Raw genomic sequence first — 16,980 nt, forward strand, 5'->3', positions numbered from 1 at the left:
AAGCCATAATGCCAAAAAAATGGATGTTGTCCTTAACTGCTATCTTCCTAATGATCCTATCCGCTTGCTCCAGTTCACCTACATCAACGACGAGCACCACGACAGCACCAGCAAGCTCCCCTGCGGCAGCTTCGACGGCAAGCACGGCCCCTGCAACAACCGAGAAAAAACTTCCTAGAGTCGCCTTCGTTTATATTGGTGTACCCGGTGACGGAGGCTGGACTTATGAGCATGATCAAGGCCGCTTGATGATGGAGAAAGAGCTGGGCATCAAAGCGACTACGGTTGAAAATATTCCTGAGGGCCCAGATGCGGAGCGGGTTTTCGAAGAGTTGGCTCAGAAAAACGATATCATTTTCGGAACCTCTTTCGGCTATATGGATCCGATGTATAACGTGGCGCAGAAGCATCCGAATGTGAAATTCCTGCATGCCACAGGCTACAAAACATTGCCTAACATGGGCACGTACATGGGACGCGAGTATCAGAGCGCCTATCTTGTCGGCATGGCCGCCGGCAAAATGACCAAAAACAATCATATGGGCTATGTCGGCGCATTCCCGATTCCAGAGGTCATTTATACCATTAATGCTTTCACTTTAGGAGCGCAAAGCGTAAATCCGAACGTAGACGTCTCCGTCGTTTGGAGTAATACCTGGTTCGACCCGGCAACGGAGAAACAGGCGGCTATTTCACTTTTGGACAAAGGCGTTGATGTGCTGGCTGCCTACCAAGATTCGCCTGCGGGGATTCAAGCGGCTGCTGAGCGCAAGGTCTGGGGGATCGGCAACGATTCCGACATGGGTCGGTTCGCACCGGAAACTTACATTTCCAACCCGAAATGGAATTGGGGCCCCTACTATGTGAAGGCTGTAAAAAGCGTCATGGATGGCACTTGGAAATCAGAAGCTTACTTCGGCAGCATGAAGGAAGGCATCACGGAAATCGCACCGCTTGGCAAAAATGTGCCGGCTGACGTGAAGGAGCTTGTCGAGAAGAAAAAGCAGGAGATCTTGGCAGGAACCTTCGATGTGTTCCAAGGCCCGATTGTCGATCAGGACGGCAAAGTCCGATATGAGCAGGGGAAAAAGATGACCGATGAAGAAATCCTGGGTACAACTTGGTTTGTTAAGGGCATTAAAGGTGTCATTCCGAAATAATGAGGAAAGGTTGTGTAGGGGACGATGACGATACAAGATAAGACTCTTCTTGATGAATGGCATCCGGTATTGTTGTCGTCGACGCTGACGGATCGACCGGTTCCTGTTGTTGTGCTGGGGGAGAAAGTGGCTGTTTTCCGCACCTCTGACGGCGTTCACGCCTTCAAAGACTTGTGCATTCATCGGGGTGTGCCGCTCTCACTCGGCAAAGTTAAGGGGAATGAACTCGTCTGCGCCTATCATGGCTGGTCATTTAGCAGCTGCGGGTCGTGCACGCGAATTCCTTCGCTGCCTGCTAATCGGGCTATTCCCTTGAAGGCAAAAGCTTTTGTCTACACCTGTGTGGAAGCGCATGGATTTGTCTGGGTTTGCTTGGGGACGCCGGCAGGCCCGCTGCCAAGGGTGAGTGCTTATATCCCGGAAGGCTTCAAAGAAGTATGGATGGGGCCGTATACCCTGCAAGCCGCAGGGCCTCGCATTATTGAGAATTTCCTCGACGTATCCCACCTTATGTTTGTTCATGAGGGTCATCTGGGCGATAGTGATTATGCTGAAATTGGCGATTATCAGGTACATGAGGAGAACGGTGTCCTCACCTCGGAGGAAATCGTCGTCTACCAACCCGATCCCGATGGGACGGGGCGTGGGGTACATAGCCGTTACGTGTATGAAGTGTATGGCCCGCTGAGTGTTGCTTTTACCAAAAGAGATCGGGATACGGATCATATCTTCCGTTTGTTCCTCATGGTGCTCCCGGAATCCGAGCAGCGCAGCCAGGCTTTCATGCTTAAGCAGCGGAATTATGCGTATGAGGAGCCGGATGAGACGTTCATCCAGTTTCAGGAGATGTTGATCGAGCAGGATCGTGAAATGGTCGAAAATCAGAAGCCGGAGCTGCTGCCGCTTGATCTTCAGGCGGAGCTGCATTTGAGCACGGACCGATTAAGTATTGCTTATCGCAAGCGGCTTCGGGAATTGGGTGTGACGTTTGGGACGGCGTAGTTTGTAGTTGTGATATGAGTGGGGCTATCGAAGGGGCTGGGAGGCCTTTTTGGTAGTCTTTTTTGCATGGTGAGCCGCGGATATGGGAACTGTGGTTCTTTATTTTTGCGATTTAGAGTTGTTTGGACGCCAAGGGGAACTATGATCCGTTATATGAGCGAGATTGGGCGAAATGAGGGTGAATTTGAGGGAATAAGGGAATGTAGTTCCGTTTGTACAGTGATTTGTGTGATACTTGCTGAAATAGCGGACTCTAGTTCCTTTTAACATGATCTTTATCTATGTTGATTCACTTTGTGGGTTCGGAAAGTCCATCAATGAGGATTTCTCGCCGTATTAGTTCATTCAAGAGAAGTTCTATGAATTCTTCTTCGAGCTCTAATTCTATCGCTTCCAAATAAGCCTTAATTAAACTATCAAGGCTTAGTGAGTGTAAGTACATCTTCCTACCTCTTTCATGTTGTCATCGTTTTCTTCCATTTTTAATTAATGTCATCCTTCGGGAATGGCGCAGCCATGTGTAGTAACTTCGTAGATCGCGCAGCTCTATACTTTCGCTCATTTTCCCGAGGAAAGTAATCACGATCATTTTGTGCAAGGGGTCTCCTAGTAGATCTGTCTCTGTCTCATCGACGACAAATTGAGCGACAAAAAGCAAATCATCGTCTATCACATAGACATCTTCTTCGTTCCTGTAATAAGAAGCGATGCTGCCGCTCTTTAGCTTTTCCCACAGTAAAGCATAAATTTCATCGAGTTGGGTCGATTCGTTACCAAGGCGAGTGCGATATCGGCTGTGCGCATGGTGGGTAATGATGATGTCGACGACTTTTTTATCGGCGAGTTTGATATAGAAGGGGTCGTAGGTACTCCATCGATTCATTGTTTTATCTCTCATACCTAGATCTCCTCTCAACTCTGAATAAGATGATTATATGAATTTCCATATATATACTAATTATCATATAATTTGTTTCACTTCTTCACATCGCAAATGTATAGGGATTGTATGCAAACTTTTTGCGCGAAGATGTAAAATATGTGCGTGAAAATGCAAAAAAGATTGCATAACAGCTAAATGCTGGTTATACAATCCTTTTTGTTTTTGGTAAAATAAGGTTGGTGAAATTACCACCAGTTACAGATCGGCTCTGTTTGTTTCTTTTCTTTAATTGTAAAGGTTTTCATTACCGCCGCCGTTTCCTCTTTAGAAATACCAGCTAATAGAGGAGTTGAAACTTGATTTAGCTCGATATTTTTAAGCATGTGTACGACATCGTGCAGTTTCGGGGCTAACTGAATGTTCAGCATATTAGGACTCCCTTCATATATCTTAGTAATTGCTAGATATATTGTATCAAATAGTTGGAGGTATGTGGAAGATGAGAAAAAGTAAAATGTATATATTTGTCGTAAGTATTTTAGTCCTAGTATTTTTACAATTATGGTGTTCTTCGGTGACATTCCATCATCCTTATGTTGGTATATATATATCATTAAATAACCAAGAGCAATGGGAAGTGGTTGAGTCTCACCCTGAGAGTGCAAGCGCGAAGTTAGGTATTGCGGTAGGGGATATTGTTAAACTAATTGACGGGTTACCTCCAGAAGAATCACAGTTTGTCGTGAAATGGGGAGCTATCGAACAGGCAGATACATTGCTTATTTCGAAAAATGGGCTGGATAGCGAGTATCGTGTGGAGAGCAGCACAACGATCTATGATATGATCCCGCTGGTTGAAGAGTTTGTCTGCCTATTTCTAGCGGGCATTCTCTTATTGAAATTACGTCGCTCACAGTCAGCAAGGTTGCTTGCCGCGGTATTTTTAACGATGGCTGTTATTTATATGAGCCTTGGTGCCTCGATACGAGGAGATCTAGTTGGAAAACTATTAATAGCGAACTTTATGACAATATTGCCTGTTGTGTTTTTACATTTTATTGTCGTGTTTTTTATTGAAAAGGGAGAAGTACAATTATCTACTCGATTCATTAAGTACTTGTACGCCATTTTGTTAGCCGGGGTTATGCTAAGAGTGCTATATTTTTTCCCATCGATGCAAAAGTTGTATCGTTTGGACGGTTCCATAACATTAGGGGTATTCATTATTGGCTTCTTAATTAATATAAGTGTAATAGCCTTTATGTATTTTAAAGTGCGGAAACAACACAGTTATTTATCAAGCATAGTGAAAAGTGTGTGTTTCTCGCTATTTATTTCTATTTTCCCGATCATCTGCTTATCTTTTTTACCTAAAATTTTTCTGGGAATTTGGGTTATTGATGGGATTTACACAAGCTGGATCATTATGTTATTTCCCATTTCTTTTATTTACTTAATTGCTTCCAATCAACTTTATGATATTGGTCTTGTCGTTCGTCGGTTTTTATTCGCGGGTCTTATGGCAATCATACCTGTTAGTTTATTTACGGGGGCGTATGCCTTTCTATTTAGCAATGAAGTGAACGAGAAGCAGATTTTATTTGTTTTCATAGGATCGACAATACTGGTTTCCCTATTGCTCTATGCAGCTGAATATTGGACAACTCGCCTAGAACCTTTTCTTTTCCCTAAGAAGCATGTTTTGCAACAAGCATTAAAGAAGATCTCTAAAAGCCTAGGTGCTATCTCAACTCTTAGAGAGTTGAAAGATATTATCCTTGTAGACATTGTGAACACGATGCAAGTTTCAGGAGGTGCGATTGTTTTTCTGCATAGGGATGAGATAGAAATTATTACGCAAGGTGAAATTGATGATGTAGAAATCGAACAGCTAGTGAAGGGGTCAACCTTACTTAATCATCCTGACTACACAAGTATAGAGATGTCGGGGCATGAGGCATACACAGGCTATTTGATCATGACGCGCAAAAAAACCAACACATTCATCTCAAAAGAAGAGAAGCAGTGGCTCGAACTCATTACTTCATATTTGGAAATCAGCTTGGAGAATGTGCACTTAATTCGCAAGCTAACGGTTAATTTACAGCAGTTTGCAGCTCAACTTCCGAATGAGGGGGTAGCGCAAGATATCCAATGGTTTCGCAAAGTGATGTTTGAGCTTCAAGAAGAAGAAAGGATTCGTATTGCGACGGATTTGCATGATACGACGATGCAGGATTTATTTTTCCTTAAAAGGAGAATTTCCTCCATTGCTGATAATGGTACTTTGACAAAGACTGATCAAGATCAGTTAAATAATATGAATAATTTCGTTGATATGATTAATGCAAGTTTGCGTCAGAGCTGCTTCGAGCTTAATCCGCATTTATTGAGAGAAGTCGGGTTGATTCAGACTTTACAAATGTATATTGAGAAGGAGGCATACACGACTTCATTCGAACTTTCCATTGAAATCAGTCCTGCTTCTAGTATTGAAAGTAGAGATTTGCAGACAAAACGTCATATATTCCGTATTGTTCAGGAGCTATTAAATAATGCAAAGAAGCATTCACAGGCAGAAAGAGTCAGATTTGTAGTTGAAGAAGCTAATGAGCAATTTTATTTACACTATGAAGATGATGGCGTTGGCTTTAATGAGCTTAATGAAGGAGTACAAAAGGAAATCGGGGCATCAGGCATGGGGATCGAACAAATAAAAAGTAGGGTTATACATATGGATGGTAAGATGGATCTGAATACGCTGAAAGGGAAGGGCATGACGTTTAAAATGTGGATTCCGGTTGAGGAGGTCAGTTCTGTATGAGCGATGTTGTCAAAACATTAGTTGTCGATGACCATCCTTTATTCGCTAGGGCAACGAAAGCTTTGTTGGAACAAATGGATCGGATCGAAGTCACCAGGGTTGTCAGTAATGCGAAACAGTGTTTGGAACAAGTTGCACTTCTACAGCCTGGACTTGTGTTTCTTGATTATCAACTGCCTGATCAAAGCGGAATGGAAGTAGCAGCGGAAATCAAACGCAAATATCCACACATTCATATTGTTATATTTACGGGGATTGAATTGAGCAGTATTTTCAATAAACTAATTGATGCGAAAGTAAGCGGCATTCTGTCTAAAGAGTCAAATGAACGGACGATTATTAACATGGTGAATTGTATTTTGGATGGTCAAACCATGCTGCCATTATCTTTTTTTCATCAGATGCAGTTGAACGTTGATACGGATGTGACAGAAGATTTTTCTTTGCAGGATGAAGAGGTAAATATGTTGAATATGCTCATGAAGGGTGCGACTCACGAACAAATTGCAGATCAAATTTATATGAGTAAGCGCACAGTAGATAATTATTTACGAAAAATTTACGATAAATTAGGTGTGAAGTCCAGATCGGAAGCGCTGCAAAAGTTTATAAAAAGCAAGTATTACGATTAAGTGCAGCAAATCATTGACACCTAAAGAACATGTACTCTACTATAAACATAAAGTAAGAGGCAGTGGCATTCTGCTCTCTGCATAAACATGTAAATAATCTTATGAAGACCGGGAAGGCATTAGCCTTTTCCGGTCTTCTGTGCGGTTTAGACGAAGTTTCCATTCTTTAACATAAGAGACAGAAGCGAGGCGAATGGAGCATGAAGCAAAGCGTCAAAGAACATATGATTCGATTGGTGGACGAGTACATTGAAGTGAAGGGTTTAAATGAGCTTTTGAAATCATTCATTGCCGATAAAGAGAAAGAGAATGGAGCGTGGGCGAAGGTTACGCTTTGCACGCATTATATGTTGGGTGGAGATTCTCCGCATATTGAGCGCTACGCGGCACTCGTGGAGTTGGCCAACTTAATCTTGGATATTGTGGATGATCTGCAAGATCAGGATCAAGAGGACAAGCCGTGGATGCAATGCTCGCAAGCGGAGGCATTGAATGCCGTTCTGGCGCTGCTAATGGGATTCTTTGGCGAGTTGGGGCATCTGCAAGTGAAGTCGGAATGGTTAGTCGAGGTGACGAGGATCATTGCGCGTTCGATTAACGGCCAGCATAAGGATGTGGTGAATGCTGCGGAGACGGCCCAGCATTATCTGGAGATGACGCAGGAGAAATCCGGCTCTCTCTTTCGCTTGGCGTGTTTCATGGGATATATGACGGTGGATACTCCGCGGGAGACGATCGAGCAGCTTCATGAGTTGGCCGATTGTATCGGGCTGATTCATCAGATTCAGAATGATATGCGAGACATCGTTCGCATTGATGTGAAGAATGATTTGTACGCCAAGAAGCGTACGCTGCCTATCTTGTATCTGCTATCCATTGAGGATGAAAGGTTTACTACATTAAAGGAGTATTACGATGAGGAAATTACATCGGATGTTCTTCTGCAGGAGAAGGAAACGTTTATTCAAATGATTACGGACTCTGGATGCTTAGAGTATGGACGAGTGGTACAGTCGGTATGCGTTCAGAAAGCGGAGGAGATCTACGAGAAACTGCAAGCCGTTTCTCCTTGGAAGGAAAGGTTCCGGGAGGTAACGTACGGCAGTTTTACCGAGGAAGGATAAAGCTGCCGAACAGGAAGGAGTTTGGCCCGCCGCTTGCTGGATTGGCTCAGAATAGATAGGAAAAGCCGGTAGACTCGATCGCGTGTGCGATTGGGTTTATCGGCTTTTTTGTAAGGTCTGAACTGGAAAAACTCCTGTTAAATTGGTTCAATATACCCGTTTCTGTGTTAATTCGTGTTATTAACGGGAGGAATTCCATGTAAAGCTGCTGACACCGGGTCGTGCGTCGAAATAGCGTTAGTTTTTCCTGGTATTCAGTAAGCTCGTAGAGCGCGGTGGTGGTAGTGGGCGAGACAGGAGGACAGGACAGGATGCATGTCCAGTTGTGAAGTGAAAATTTATTGTATTGAAGTCGTTGACAATCATTATCATTTAAAATAAAATAAATACTATATTATAATAATTATAAAAAAGAAATTATTATCACTGTGAGGAGGACGTTGTACATGAGTCAGAACCCCAATTACTTAACGACTAATCAAGGCGCACCGGTAGGCGACAATCAGAATTCCAGAACAGCAGGCCAGCATGGCCCTACACTTCTGGAGGACTACCATCTACTTGAGAAAATTGCACATTTCGACCGAGAGCGCATTCCGGAGCGTGTCGTGCATGCGCGCGGAGCGGGAGCATTCGGCACATTTAAGGTTGAGCAGGCGATGAACCGATACACCAAAGCGGCTTTCCTCGGTGAAGCGGGGAAAGAAACACCGGTATTCGTTCGCTTTTCGACCGTTATTCACGGTCAGAGCTCACCGGAAACGGCGCGTGATCCGCGGGGCTTCGCGGTCAAATTTTATACGGAAGCAGGCAATTACGATTTGGTTGGCAACAATCTTCCCGTCTTCTTTATCCGCGATGCGATGAAGTTCCCAGATATGGTGCATTCCCTGAAGCCAGCGCCTGATACGAATGTGCAGACACCGGACCGCTACTGGGATTTCATGTCGCTCACGCCGGAGTCCACGCATATGCTGACCTGGGTCTTTTCGGATTACGGCACACCGGCTAACTATCGGGAGATGAATGGGTTTGGCGTTCATGCTTTCAAATGGATTAACGCCTTTGGCAACTACGTGTATGTGAAATATCACTGGAAGCCGCATCAAGGTGTACGTAATTTGTCCAAAGCGGAAGCGTCTGTCGTGCAAGGAGAAGATTTCAGCCATGCTACGAGAGATTTGTATGATGCCATTGCTAGCGGCAATTTCCCGAAATGGGATCTGCATGTACAGCTGCTCCAGCCTGAGGATCTGGAAGCGTATGATTTCGATCCGCTGGATCCGACGAAAGTCTGGCCGGAAGACATCATTCCTCTGCACAAAGTAGGGACGATGACGCTGAATCGCAATCCGCAGAACTTTTTCGCTGAGGTTGAGCAAGCCGCCTTCGCTCCGAGTGTACTAGTTGCAGGAATTGAGCCATCCGAGGACAAGCTGCTGCAAGGACGCCTGTTTTCCTATCCTGACACGCAAAGACATAGGCTTGGTGCCAACTACCTGCAAATTCCGGTAAATTGCCCGTATGCGGCTGTAAGTAATAATCAGCGAGACGGAGCTATGCAAATGAAGCCGCAACCCGGCAGTGTGAACTACGAGCCGACCCGTCATGCCGATGCTCCCAAGGAGGCGCCGGAGTACCGAGATAGCTCCATGCCGCTCCAAGGCCAGGCAGCCCGGCAAAAAATCGCCAAAACGAATGATTTCGCCCAAGCCGGAGATACATTCCGCAGCTTCAGCGAGCAGGAGCAGGCGAATTTCATCTCCAATCTGGTCGGCGACCTTTCTTCGGTTCATGAGAAATCGAAGCTGCTAGCTATCTGCAATTTCTATCGCGCTGATGCTACACTAGGCGAAGCCCTTGCTGCTGGCCTCCATGTAGATATTTCCGGTTATTTGCAGCATTTGAACCGATAAGGGAGCACGCGTGCGCCTATAATCCATAGACTATACAATGAAAAATCGCAGAGGAGGTTTCCATGATGGCAAAGCATGATCTGAACCAAGCGCTGCAGCGGATGCGCGCCAAAAACATCCCACTAACCCCGCAGCGGTACGCGTTATTGGAGTTTTTATACGAGCAGGGCAGTTACACAACGGTCAAAGAAATTTGTGAAGCGTTACTCGTCAAATATCCGACGATCAACGCAATGACGGTGAACAGCTCGCTGCATGTGTTCAAGCAGCTGGGTTTGGTGAAAGAACTTTCCGTGATCGGAAGCTCCATGCGGTATGAAGCCGCGTTAAGTTCATAAGTAGGAACAGCTAAAATAAGCGCCCCACTCACTACCTGAAGCTCTCTCACAGCTTCGTGTAGTTGATGGGGCGCTTTTGCATCTCGTTGATGGATCAAACATTAATTTGTATTAGTTATCTTATTTATTTGATCTTGTGTGATCTCAACATCCCATTTTGTGTAATTTGAAAAGTTAGTTAATGTTTGCTTTTCAGATGTCCCCTCGGATGTAAATGTAAGTGAGTTAGGCACGATAATACTAACCTCATAGCTGCCGGCTGCGACGGGACTTCCATTTTGATCTCGTAGATTCCACGCTGGAATAGATGCTTGATACCACGACATGCTAGGGATTTTATTTTGAAGACTAGCGAGTTTGTAACTCTTAATCAGTTCTTTCTTATCGCCAATTACTTTATTAATTTGATATTCGATGGAAAGAGGTTCAATGAAAATGTCTTTATCACTTTGATTTTTGAATTGCAGGTGCGAGATCAGAGCATGCTTGTTCAGGTCAATGGCAGGTGGTCCGAATGAAATGCCAGCAACATTTTGCAGCATACCATCCATAAAATAGTCTAGTTGTGTAAGTCCCCAGGAGTCTTTAAGCACAACCTCATAGGCAATTGGTGTTTCCTTGGAATAGATGGATGTTGAAAACTTCCGAGTTTCCCCAACATTCAGTGCTGCAGCTCCATCGATGTTTATTTCGGCATTTGAGCCAATTATTTTCTTGTTGGCGTCTAAGGCGTGGAGTTCGATGATTTTACCCTCCAGACTCTTATTCGTAGTTATCAGGCCTGATAATGAAAAAGTATGACCTCCAGTAGGGTTACTTTCGATGTTACGAATTGAAATTATTTTTTCATTATCAGGAATGACAAAGTTATCGTCGTTTAAATAAATATCGATGAGATTTGTGCCGTCGCTGGAGTCTGAAGGAGTTGAATAATTAACTTGTGCATGCAATGTTTCTGAAAATAATCGCAGAGGAATATAGGCTTTATTATTAAAATTAATGACAGGATCATCCTTGCTGAAGGAAACTTCGTTCGTCATTCCATTATTGTGAAAGGTCACTTTGCTCGGAAATAGAAAAGCTTGTAAACCATCTGATGCAAACGCAACTGAACATGCCGATATTCCAACGCCAACGATAACTCCAGAGATGAATTTTTTCATCAGGATCACTCCCTTGTAGTTTATAAAAAGGTGAAGCGCCCCAGCAACCACAAAGAGAAATTCTCACGTAGTCAACTGGGGCGCTTCGCTATGTTATTTAGCCGCTGCAAAATCAGACAGCGGAATCGGAAACTCTAGAATGCCGAGCGCATAAGGGGCATATTCGTAAAGCCCGAAGTAAACGACGACGGTGTCATCTTTTAAATAAAAGCCCTGATCATTACGAATAGATTCGAACGGCTCAATAAGCTCATAATCTTTCGCATTCAACTGCTTCTTAATCTCTTGATTGATAATCGTCTTGTAGTTAGCATTGTTCGAAGTTACCTGCTGAAGATTCAGCTCATTCCCCGTGTCCAGATCGAACGTATGGGCATCCCAGGAATAGAACCCGTGCGCACCGCCTGAAAATGTGTAAACGATAAAATAGAGACTTAGCTTATGGTCCTGATTATAAGTAACTTGATAGTTCACATCGAACGTGTTCGGAAAATCAGGTGCTGTACCGCTGTTCTGCTCGGTAAGATCGGATAGCTGCTGGATGGCCGCGGCTTTATATTTGGCTATCTCATTCTGGATGAATGTATTAATCTTCGCACTCGCAGCCGAATTCACCCAACCCTCGATCTGCGGATACTGCAGACTGATGCTCCGATTATCGGTCTTCGTCTGCTCCTCGGACTTGTTCGTCAGCTTAAGTTCATTTTCCTTAATTTTAGCTATACTCACGACATGGCTTTCATCGTTATAACCGATCTTATAGCCCATCTGCTCCAGAAGCAGACGAAGCGGCAGATAGGTAGTTCCATCGATAATAACAGGAGGCAGAGGCGCGAAGAAGGTATGACCATTCAGCGAGTATTGCGTGCTTTGGTTTTGCATGCTCATGGTCTTGTTAGGCCCGCTGACGGTGACAGTTTTGGTCGCTGCATCCCAAGAAGTCGTCAAGCCTAGCTGCTGGCTAAGAAAAGCGAGGCCGACATAGGTGTCGCCATCCTTCGATTTGCCGCCCGGAACGCTCACCAGTTGATCGCCAATCTGAATAGGAATCGTTGCGAGCTGTACGCTGAAATCAATGCTACCCGATTGTGCATACACGCTTGCCTGCTGAGGGAGAAGAGCTGGACTTGCAGCGACTAGCAGGGCTGTAGCCATTGCGATTTTTGCTGTGAACATCTTCTTTTTCATTTGAACTCTCTCCTTTTCAAATCATCTATATCATTAGACGACATTTGTACGGAAAAGTTTGTGGGATTCTTCGGATTTGTCGAAAATAATAGGAGCATGACCTACTTCATTTTACCCTATTTCCGTACATGTCTAACATAGAAGGGAGGGTTGAAAACAGAATGTAGAATCAAACAGGTGTTTTTTGGTAAAAAAACGTCCAAAAACGAACTATTCAAAAGATTTACCCGAAAATCGTTCGTTTTTTGAAATTGACATGACACGTTAGTTGGTAGTAAACTAGGGAAGCGGGAAATGAAGCCGCACTAATTGAAAATGTCGAATCAACTCGTATAAAATCAGGGATAAGGCCTGAAAGTTTCTACCCAAAAACCATGAATTTTTGGACTACGAGGAAGCGAATGAGGGGAACCATAGGAAGATGATGGTCTTTTTGCATTCGGTTCTTTTGCTGTCCAGCGGATAGAATCATGTATTCTAGCTCTGGGCATTTTTTGGGTTTAAGGGTTTTACCATATTTACCATACAATAGAGAGTGGGTTAGTGATGACGGTACGTGTTGGTGTCATAATGGGAAGCCAGTCGGATTGGGAAACGATGAAGCACGCATGCGACATGTTGGAAGAGCTCGGAGTGCCTTATGAGAAAAAGGTGGTTTCCGCGCACAGAACGCCAGATCTGATGTTCGAATATGCAGCCGCAGCAGCAGGCCGCGGCATTCAAGTCATTATCGCCGGAGCAGGCGGAGCGGCGCATCTACCAGGAATGGTAGCAGCCAAAACGGAGCTTCCGGTTATTGGTGTTCCAGTCAAAACGTCGACGCTGAACGGTCTCGATTCCTTGCTTTCGATCGTGCAGATGCCAGGTGGCATTCCAGTTGCCACGGTGGCGATCGGGCACGCAGGCGCAACGAATGCAGGCCTTCTGGCTGCGCAAATCCTGGGCGCTTTCGAGCCTGAGCTGCAAGCGAAGGTCAGAGCCCGCCGCGAGCGCATTGCGCAAACGGTGATGGAAAGCAGTGACCTGTTATGACAGAGGCAACAGGTGGTAAGGTCATCAAGCCCGGCGGTACAATCGGTGTCTTGGGCGGCGGGCAATTAGGCCGCATGCTGGCCTTGGCTGGTCGCAATATGGGGTATCGCTTCGTAACGCTCGATCCCACAGAGGATGCTCCTTGCGGACAAGTCGCAGATGAACAGATTCTTGCGAACTTCGACGATGTCGAAGCGGCGCGGAAGCTTGCAGCGTTATCCGATGTGATCACTTACGAATTCGAGAACGTTGATGCTCATGTAACTAGCATACTTATGAATGAGTCCTATGTTCCCCAAGGAAGCGAGCTTTTATATACGACTCAGCACCGTCTTCGCGAGAAGAGAGCCATTGAGGCCGCAGGTGTTCCGGTTGCCCCTTATGCGGAAATCAAGAGCGCCGCAGAACTGAAAGACGCGGTCATCAAGTTCGGCACACCTTGTGTGCTCAAAACAGCAACCGGCGGTTACGACGGCAAAGGCCAATGGGTCATCCGCTCTTTAGATGAAGTAGAGGAAGCCTACGAAACGCTCAGCCGGGCCAAAACCGAGCTCGTTCTCGAACAATTCATTCATTTTGACAAAGAATTATCCGTTATTGCAGCAAGAAGTCCTCGCGGTGAAGTGAAGGCATTCCCTGCAGCGGAAAACATACATGTACATAACATCCTGCATCAATCCATCGTGCCTGCCCGCATTCCAGCGGATGTGCAGCAGGAGGCTGAGAAGCTGGCGACGCAAATCGCTGAATCACTTGGCGTGATTGGATTGATCGCCGTAGAGTTGTTCCTTACCAAGGACGGTCAGCTCTACGTGAATGAACTTGCACCCCGTCCGCACAATTCCGGTCATTACACGATGGAAGCGTGCCGTACGTCGCAGTTCGAGCAGCATGTTCGAGCTATATGCAACTTGCCGTTAGGCTCGACGGAGCTTTTATCCCCAGTGGTTATGGTGAATCTGCTTGGCGAGCATATCGAACCGCTTAACGGGAAGGTCGACCAGCCTGGTTTCTTGGAGGCTGCGGACTTAGGTGTTAGTGCCAAGGTTCATCTCTACGGGAAAAAGGAAGCAAAAGAGAAACGCAAGATGGGACACATTAATTTGCTAACAAGTGATGTAGAGCAAGCATTGACTTGGATAGAACGCACACGCATTTGGGAAAGTAAGTAAATGATAATTATTGGAGGAACGGCAAAATGATCGAACGTTATACACGCCCCGAAATGGCGAGCATCTGGACTGAGCAAAACAAGTTTCAAGCATGGCTCGAAGTTGAAATTCTATCCTGCGAGGCTTGGGCTGAGCTAGGCGTAATCCCGAAAGAAGATGTGAAAGTGCTGCGCGAGAACGCAAGCTTCAACATCGACCGCATCTACGAAATCGAGCAAGAAACACGTCATGACGTTATTGCTTTCACAAGAGCGGTATCCGAGACACTGGGGCCTGAGCGCAAATGGGTTCACTACGGTTTAACTTCAACAGACGTTGTAGATACGGCACTTGGTTACTTGCTGAGACAAGCCAACGAGATTTTGGACAAAGATATTCAGAACTTCATAGAGATCCTTCGCAATAAAGCGATTGAACATAAAGATACAGCCATGATGGGCAGAACGCATGGCGTGCATGCCGAGCCGACGACGTTTGGACTCAAAATGGCCCTATGGTACGAGGAAATGAAGCGTAACCTGGAGCGTTTCCGTTTTGCCGCTGATGGCGTACAATTCGGTAAAATCTCTGGCGCAGTTGGCACATACGCGAATATTGATCCGTTCGTAGAGCAATACGTGTGCGAGAAGCTAGGCACGAAAGCAGCTCCAATCTCCACGCAAACGCTGCAGCGTGACCGTCATGCCGAGTACATGGCTACTCTGGCGCTCGTTGCTACGTCTCTGGATAAATTTGCGACAGAAATTCGCGCCCTGCAAAAGAGTGAGTTCCGCGAGGTGGAAGAGCCGTTTGCCAAAGGTCAAAAAGGTTCCTCCGCGATGCCGCACAAACGCAATCCTATTGGTTGCGAGAGCATTTCCGGTCTATCCCGTGTAATCCGCGGGCATATGGTTTCCGCGTACGAGAACGTGACGCTTTGGCATGAACGCGACATTTCGCATTCTTCCGTTGAGCGTATCATCCTGCCGGATGCCACGCAGCTTCTGAACTACATGCTGAACCGTCTGGGTAACATCATCAAAAACTTGACGGTGTTCCCTGAGAACATGAAGCGCAATATGCGCAGCACGTACGATGTGCCTTTCTCTGGCCGCGTCATGACGAAGCTGATCGACAAAGGTTTCTCCCGTGAGCAAGCCTACGATACAGTTCAGCCTAGAGCGATGCAAGCGTGGGAAGAGCAGCGTTCTTTCCGTGAAATCGTTGAAAGCGCGTCTGTGATCACGGAAGCTTTGAGCCCGGCTGAAATTGCGGATTGTTTTGATCCGAGCTGGCATTTGAAACATGTTGCTACAATCTTTGACCGTTTGGGTCTGAAATAGAAGGCAATTTGGGAGAGAAAGGATGGGTTGTCTGTGACAGGTAAAATCCTTGATTCAGCAGTTGAACTCGTAAAGGCGCCTCTTTTTCACAAAGGTAAAGTACGCGAGCTGTATGATTTGGGTGAAAATTTCCTGATCGTCGTTACGGATCGGATTTCAGCTTTTGACTACATTTTGAAGCCAGGCGTTCCTGATAAAGGCTACGTGCTTAACGCGCTTAGCAAGTACTGGTTTGATATTACGAGCGGATATATGAAGAATCATATCGTTCACACGGATGTCGAGCTGCTTCAAGACATTATTCCGGATGCGGAAGCGAGAGAGCTTCTGAAAGAACGTATTATTGTGGCGAAAAAAGCGGAGCGCATCTCCATCGAGTGTGTCGTTCGCGGATATATCACAGGCAACGGCTGGAGACAGTACGAGAAAACCGGCGAGATCAACGGCCGTAAGCTGCCTGAAGGATTGCGCAAGAACCAACGTCTGCAGGACCCTATTTTCACCCCAGCAGCGAAAAATGATGTGGGTCACGACGAGGATATCTCCCTTGAACAAATGATTGAGCTAGTTGGCGAAGAGCTGACATACGCACTGCAAGAGCGCAGCATTATGCTCTATTCGTTAGCTCATTCCATTTGTGAGCGTAAAGGCATTATTTTAGCAGATACGAAGTTTGAATTCGGCTTTTATGCGGGTGAACTGATTATTATTGATGAAATTTTCACGCCGGATTCCTCACGTTATTGGTCGGAAGATAAATATGCCTTGGATATCGAGATTGATTCCATGGACAAAGAGCCTGTTCGTACGTACTTGGCGGGTTCTGGTTGGGACAAAAACAGTAAGCCGGATGAGCTTCCAGCGTCTGTCGTGGAAGAGACTGCGAACCGATATAAAGAGATTTTGCACCGTTTAGTTGATTCAGAAAATTAGAGCAAGCACATACGAGGAGGAGAATAGAAATGAAAGCAACGGTCTACGTAACGATTAAGCAGAACGTATTGGACGTTCAAGGAACAGCGGTACAAGGAGCGCTTCATTCCATGGGTTTTGACGAAGTTGGGAAAGTACGTATTGGGAAATACTTGGAGCTTGAACTAGGCACGACTGACAAAGCAGAAGCAGAAGCACGCGTGAAAGCCATGTGCGAGAAGCTGCTTGCGAACACAGTTATTGAAGACTACCGCTACGAGTTGGCGTAACAGAGACCAGGAGAGGGAGGAA

The 16,980-nt window shown here is 45.6% G+C and carries 17 protein-coding genes and 1 riboswitch; of the genes, 12 read left to right on the top strand and 5 right to left on the bottom strand.

Annotation, left to right across the window (positions count from 1 at the left end):
- Positions 1-8 precede the first annotated feature (8 nt).
- Positions 9-1,160 (top strand): BMP family ABC transporter substrate-binding protein, encoded by a 1,152-nt coding sequence (locus GQF01_RS00540; RefSeq protein ID WP_235958707.1) that lies wholly within the window; start codon positions 9-11, stop codon positions 1,158-1,160.
- 24 nt (positions 1,161-1,184) lie between these two features.
- Positions 1,185-2,162 (top strand): aromatic ring-hydroxylating oxygenase subunit alpha, encoded by a 978-nt coding sequence (locus GQF01_RS00545; RefSeq protein WP_161404748.1) that lies wholly within the window; start codon positions 1,185-1,187, stop codon positions 2,160-2,162.
- Between the two features lie 289 nt (positions 2,163-2,451).
- Here GQF01_RS00545 and sda read toward each other — a convergent pair whose 3' ends face one another.
- From sda to GQF01_RS00560, 3 genes are all read right to left on the bottom strand, one after another.
- Positions 2,452-2,604, bottom strand: a complete 153-nt coding sequence (gene sda / locus GQF01_RS36545) for a sporulation histidine kinase inhibitor Sda (protein ID WP_161404750.1) — start codon at positions 2,602-2,604, stop codon at positions 2,452-2,454.
- Between the two features lie 21 nt (positions 2,605-2,625).
- Positions 2,626-3,060: a hypothetical protein gene (locus GQF01_RS00555; protein ID WP_161404752.1), complete on the bottom strand. Its 435-nt coding sequence runs from the start codon at positions 3,058-3,060 to the stop codon at positions 2,626-2,628.
- A 230-nt stretch (positions 3,061-3,290) separates the two neighbouring features.
- Positions 3,291-3,473, bottom strand: a complete 183-nt coding sequence (locus GQF01_RS00560) for a hypothetical protein (RefSeq protein WP_161404754.1) — start codon at positions 3,471-3,473, stop codon at positions 3,291-3,293.
- A 71-nt stretch (positions 3,474-3,544) separates the two neighbouring features.
- On the opposite strand from GQF01_RS00560, the gene GQF01_RS00565 reads away from it, so the two are divergent.
- The 5 genes from GQF01_RS00565 to GQF01_RS00585 all read left to right on the top strand — a co-directional run bounded on the left by GQF01_RS00565 (position 3,545) and on the right by GQF01_RS00585 (position 9,879).
- Entirely contained in the window at positions 3,545-5,869 is a 2,325-nt protein-coding gene (locus GQF01_RS00565) for a sensor histidine kinase (protein WP_161404756.1), read from the top strand.
- Positions 5,866-6,501: a response regulator transcription factor gene (locus GQF01_RS00570; RefSeq protein WP_161404758.1), complete on the top strand. Its 636-nt coding sequence runs from the start codon at positions 5,866-5,868 to the stop codon at positions 6,499-6,501. The genes GQF01_RS00565 and GQF01_RS00570 overlap by 4 nt, the downstream gene beginning before the upstream one ends.
- 200 nt (positions 6,502-6,701) lie before the next feature.
- Entirely contained in the window at positions 6,702-7,625 is a 924-nt protein-coding gene (locus GQF01_RS00575) for a polyprenyl synthetase family protein (RefSeq protein ID WP_161404760.1), read from the top strand.
- 446 nt (positions 7,626-8,071) lie between these two features.
- Complete coding sequence (locus GQF01_RS00580) at positions 8,072-9,541, top strand: catalase (protein WP_161404762.1); 1,470 nt, start codon at positions 8,072-8,074, stop codon at positions 9,539-9,541.
- A gap of 65 nt (positions 9,542-9,606) precedes the next feature.
- The gene (locus GQF01_RS00585) at positions 9,607-9,879 is read left to right on the top strand and encodes a Fur family transcriptional regulator (protein WP_161404764.1); all 273 of its coding nucleotides are present in this window, start codon (positions 9,607-9,609) and stop codon (positions 9,877-9,879) included.
- Between the two features lie 101 nt (positions 9,880-9,980).
- Here the strand turns inward: GQF01_RS00585 and GQF01_RS00590 are convergent, their stop codons facing one another.
- Positions 9,981-11,042, bottom strand: coding sequence for a hypothetical protein (locus GQF01_RS00590; protein ID WP_161404766.1), 1,062 nt, complete (start codon positions 11,040-11,042; stop codon positions 9,981-9,983).
- 93 nt (positions 11,043-11,135) lie between these two features.
- Complete coding sequence (locus GQF01_RS00595; RefSeq protein ID WP_161404768.1) at positions 11,136-12,230, bottom strand: stalk domain-containing protein; 1,095 nt, start codon at positions 12,228-12,230, stop codon at positions 11,136-11,138.
- A 308-nt stretch (positions 12,231-12,538) separates the two neighbouring features.
- Positions 12,539-12,640: riboswitch (purine riboswitch) on the top strand.
- Positions 12,641-12,776: 136 nt separating this feature from the next.
- Between GQF01_RS00595 and purE the strand changes: the two genes are divergently transcribed.
- The 5 genes from purE to purS are packed head-to-tail and all read left to right on the top strand — an operon-like array spanning position 12,777 to position 16,958.
- The gene (gene purE, locus GQF01_RS00600; protein WP_127455578.1) at positions 12,777-13,262 is read left to right on the top strand and encodes a 5-(carboxyamino)imidazole ribonucleotide mutase; all 486 of its coding nucleotides are present in this window, start codon (positions 12,777-12,779) and stop codon (positions 13,260-13,262) included.
- Positions 13,259-14,434 (top strand): 5-(carboxyamino)imidazole ribonucleotide synthase, encoded by a 1,176-nt coding sequence (purK, locus tag GQF01_RS00605; protein WP_161404770.1) that lies wholly within the window; start codon positions 13,259-13,261, stop codon positions 14,432-14,434. Before purE ends, purK begins: the two co-directional genes overlap by 4 nt.
- A 26-nt stretch (positions 14,435-14,460) precedes the next feature.
- On the top strand, positions 14,461-15,756 hold the full coding sequence (gene purB / locus GQF01_RS00610) for an adenylosuccinate lyase (RefSeq protein ID WP_145668810.1): 1,296 nt from the start codon (positions 14,461-14,463) through the stop codon (positions 15,754-15,756).
- Positions 15,757-15,789: 33 nt separating this feature from the next.
- On the top strand, positions 15,790-16,689 hold the full coding sequence (locus GQF01_RS00615; RefSeq protein ID WP_161404772.1) for a phosphoribosylaminoimidazolesuccinocarboxamide synthase: 900 nt from the start codon (positions 15,790-15,792) through the stop codon (positions 16,687-16,689).
- A gap of 29 nt (positions 16,690-16,718) precedes the next feature.
- The gene (gene purS / locus GQF01_RS00620; RefSeq protein WP_145668805.1) at positions 16,719-16,958 is read left to right on the top strand and encodes a phosphoribosylformylglycinamidine synthase subunit PurS; all 240 of its coding nucleotides are present in this window, start codon (positions 16,719-16,721) and stop codon (positions 16,956-16,958) included.
- Positions 16,959-16,980 lie beyond the last annotated feature (22 nt).

Source organism: Paenibacillus silvestris (assembly GCF_009882985.1).
GTDB lineage: Bacteria > Bacillota > Bacilli > Paenibacillales > NBRC-103111 > Paenibacillus_E > Paenibacillus_E silvestris.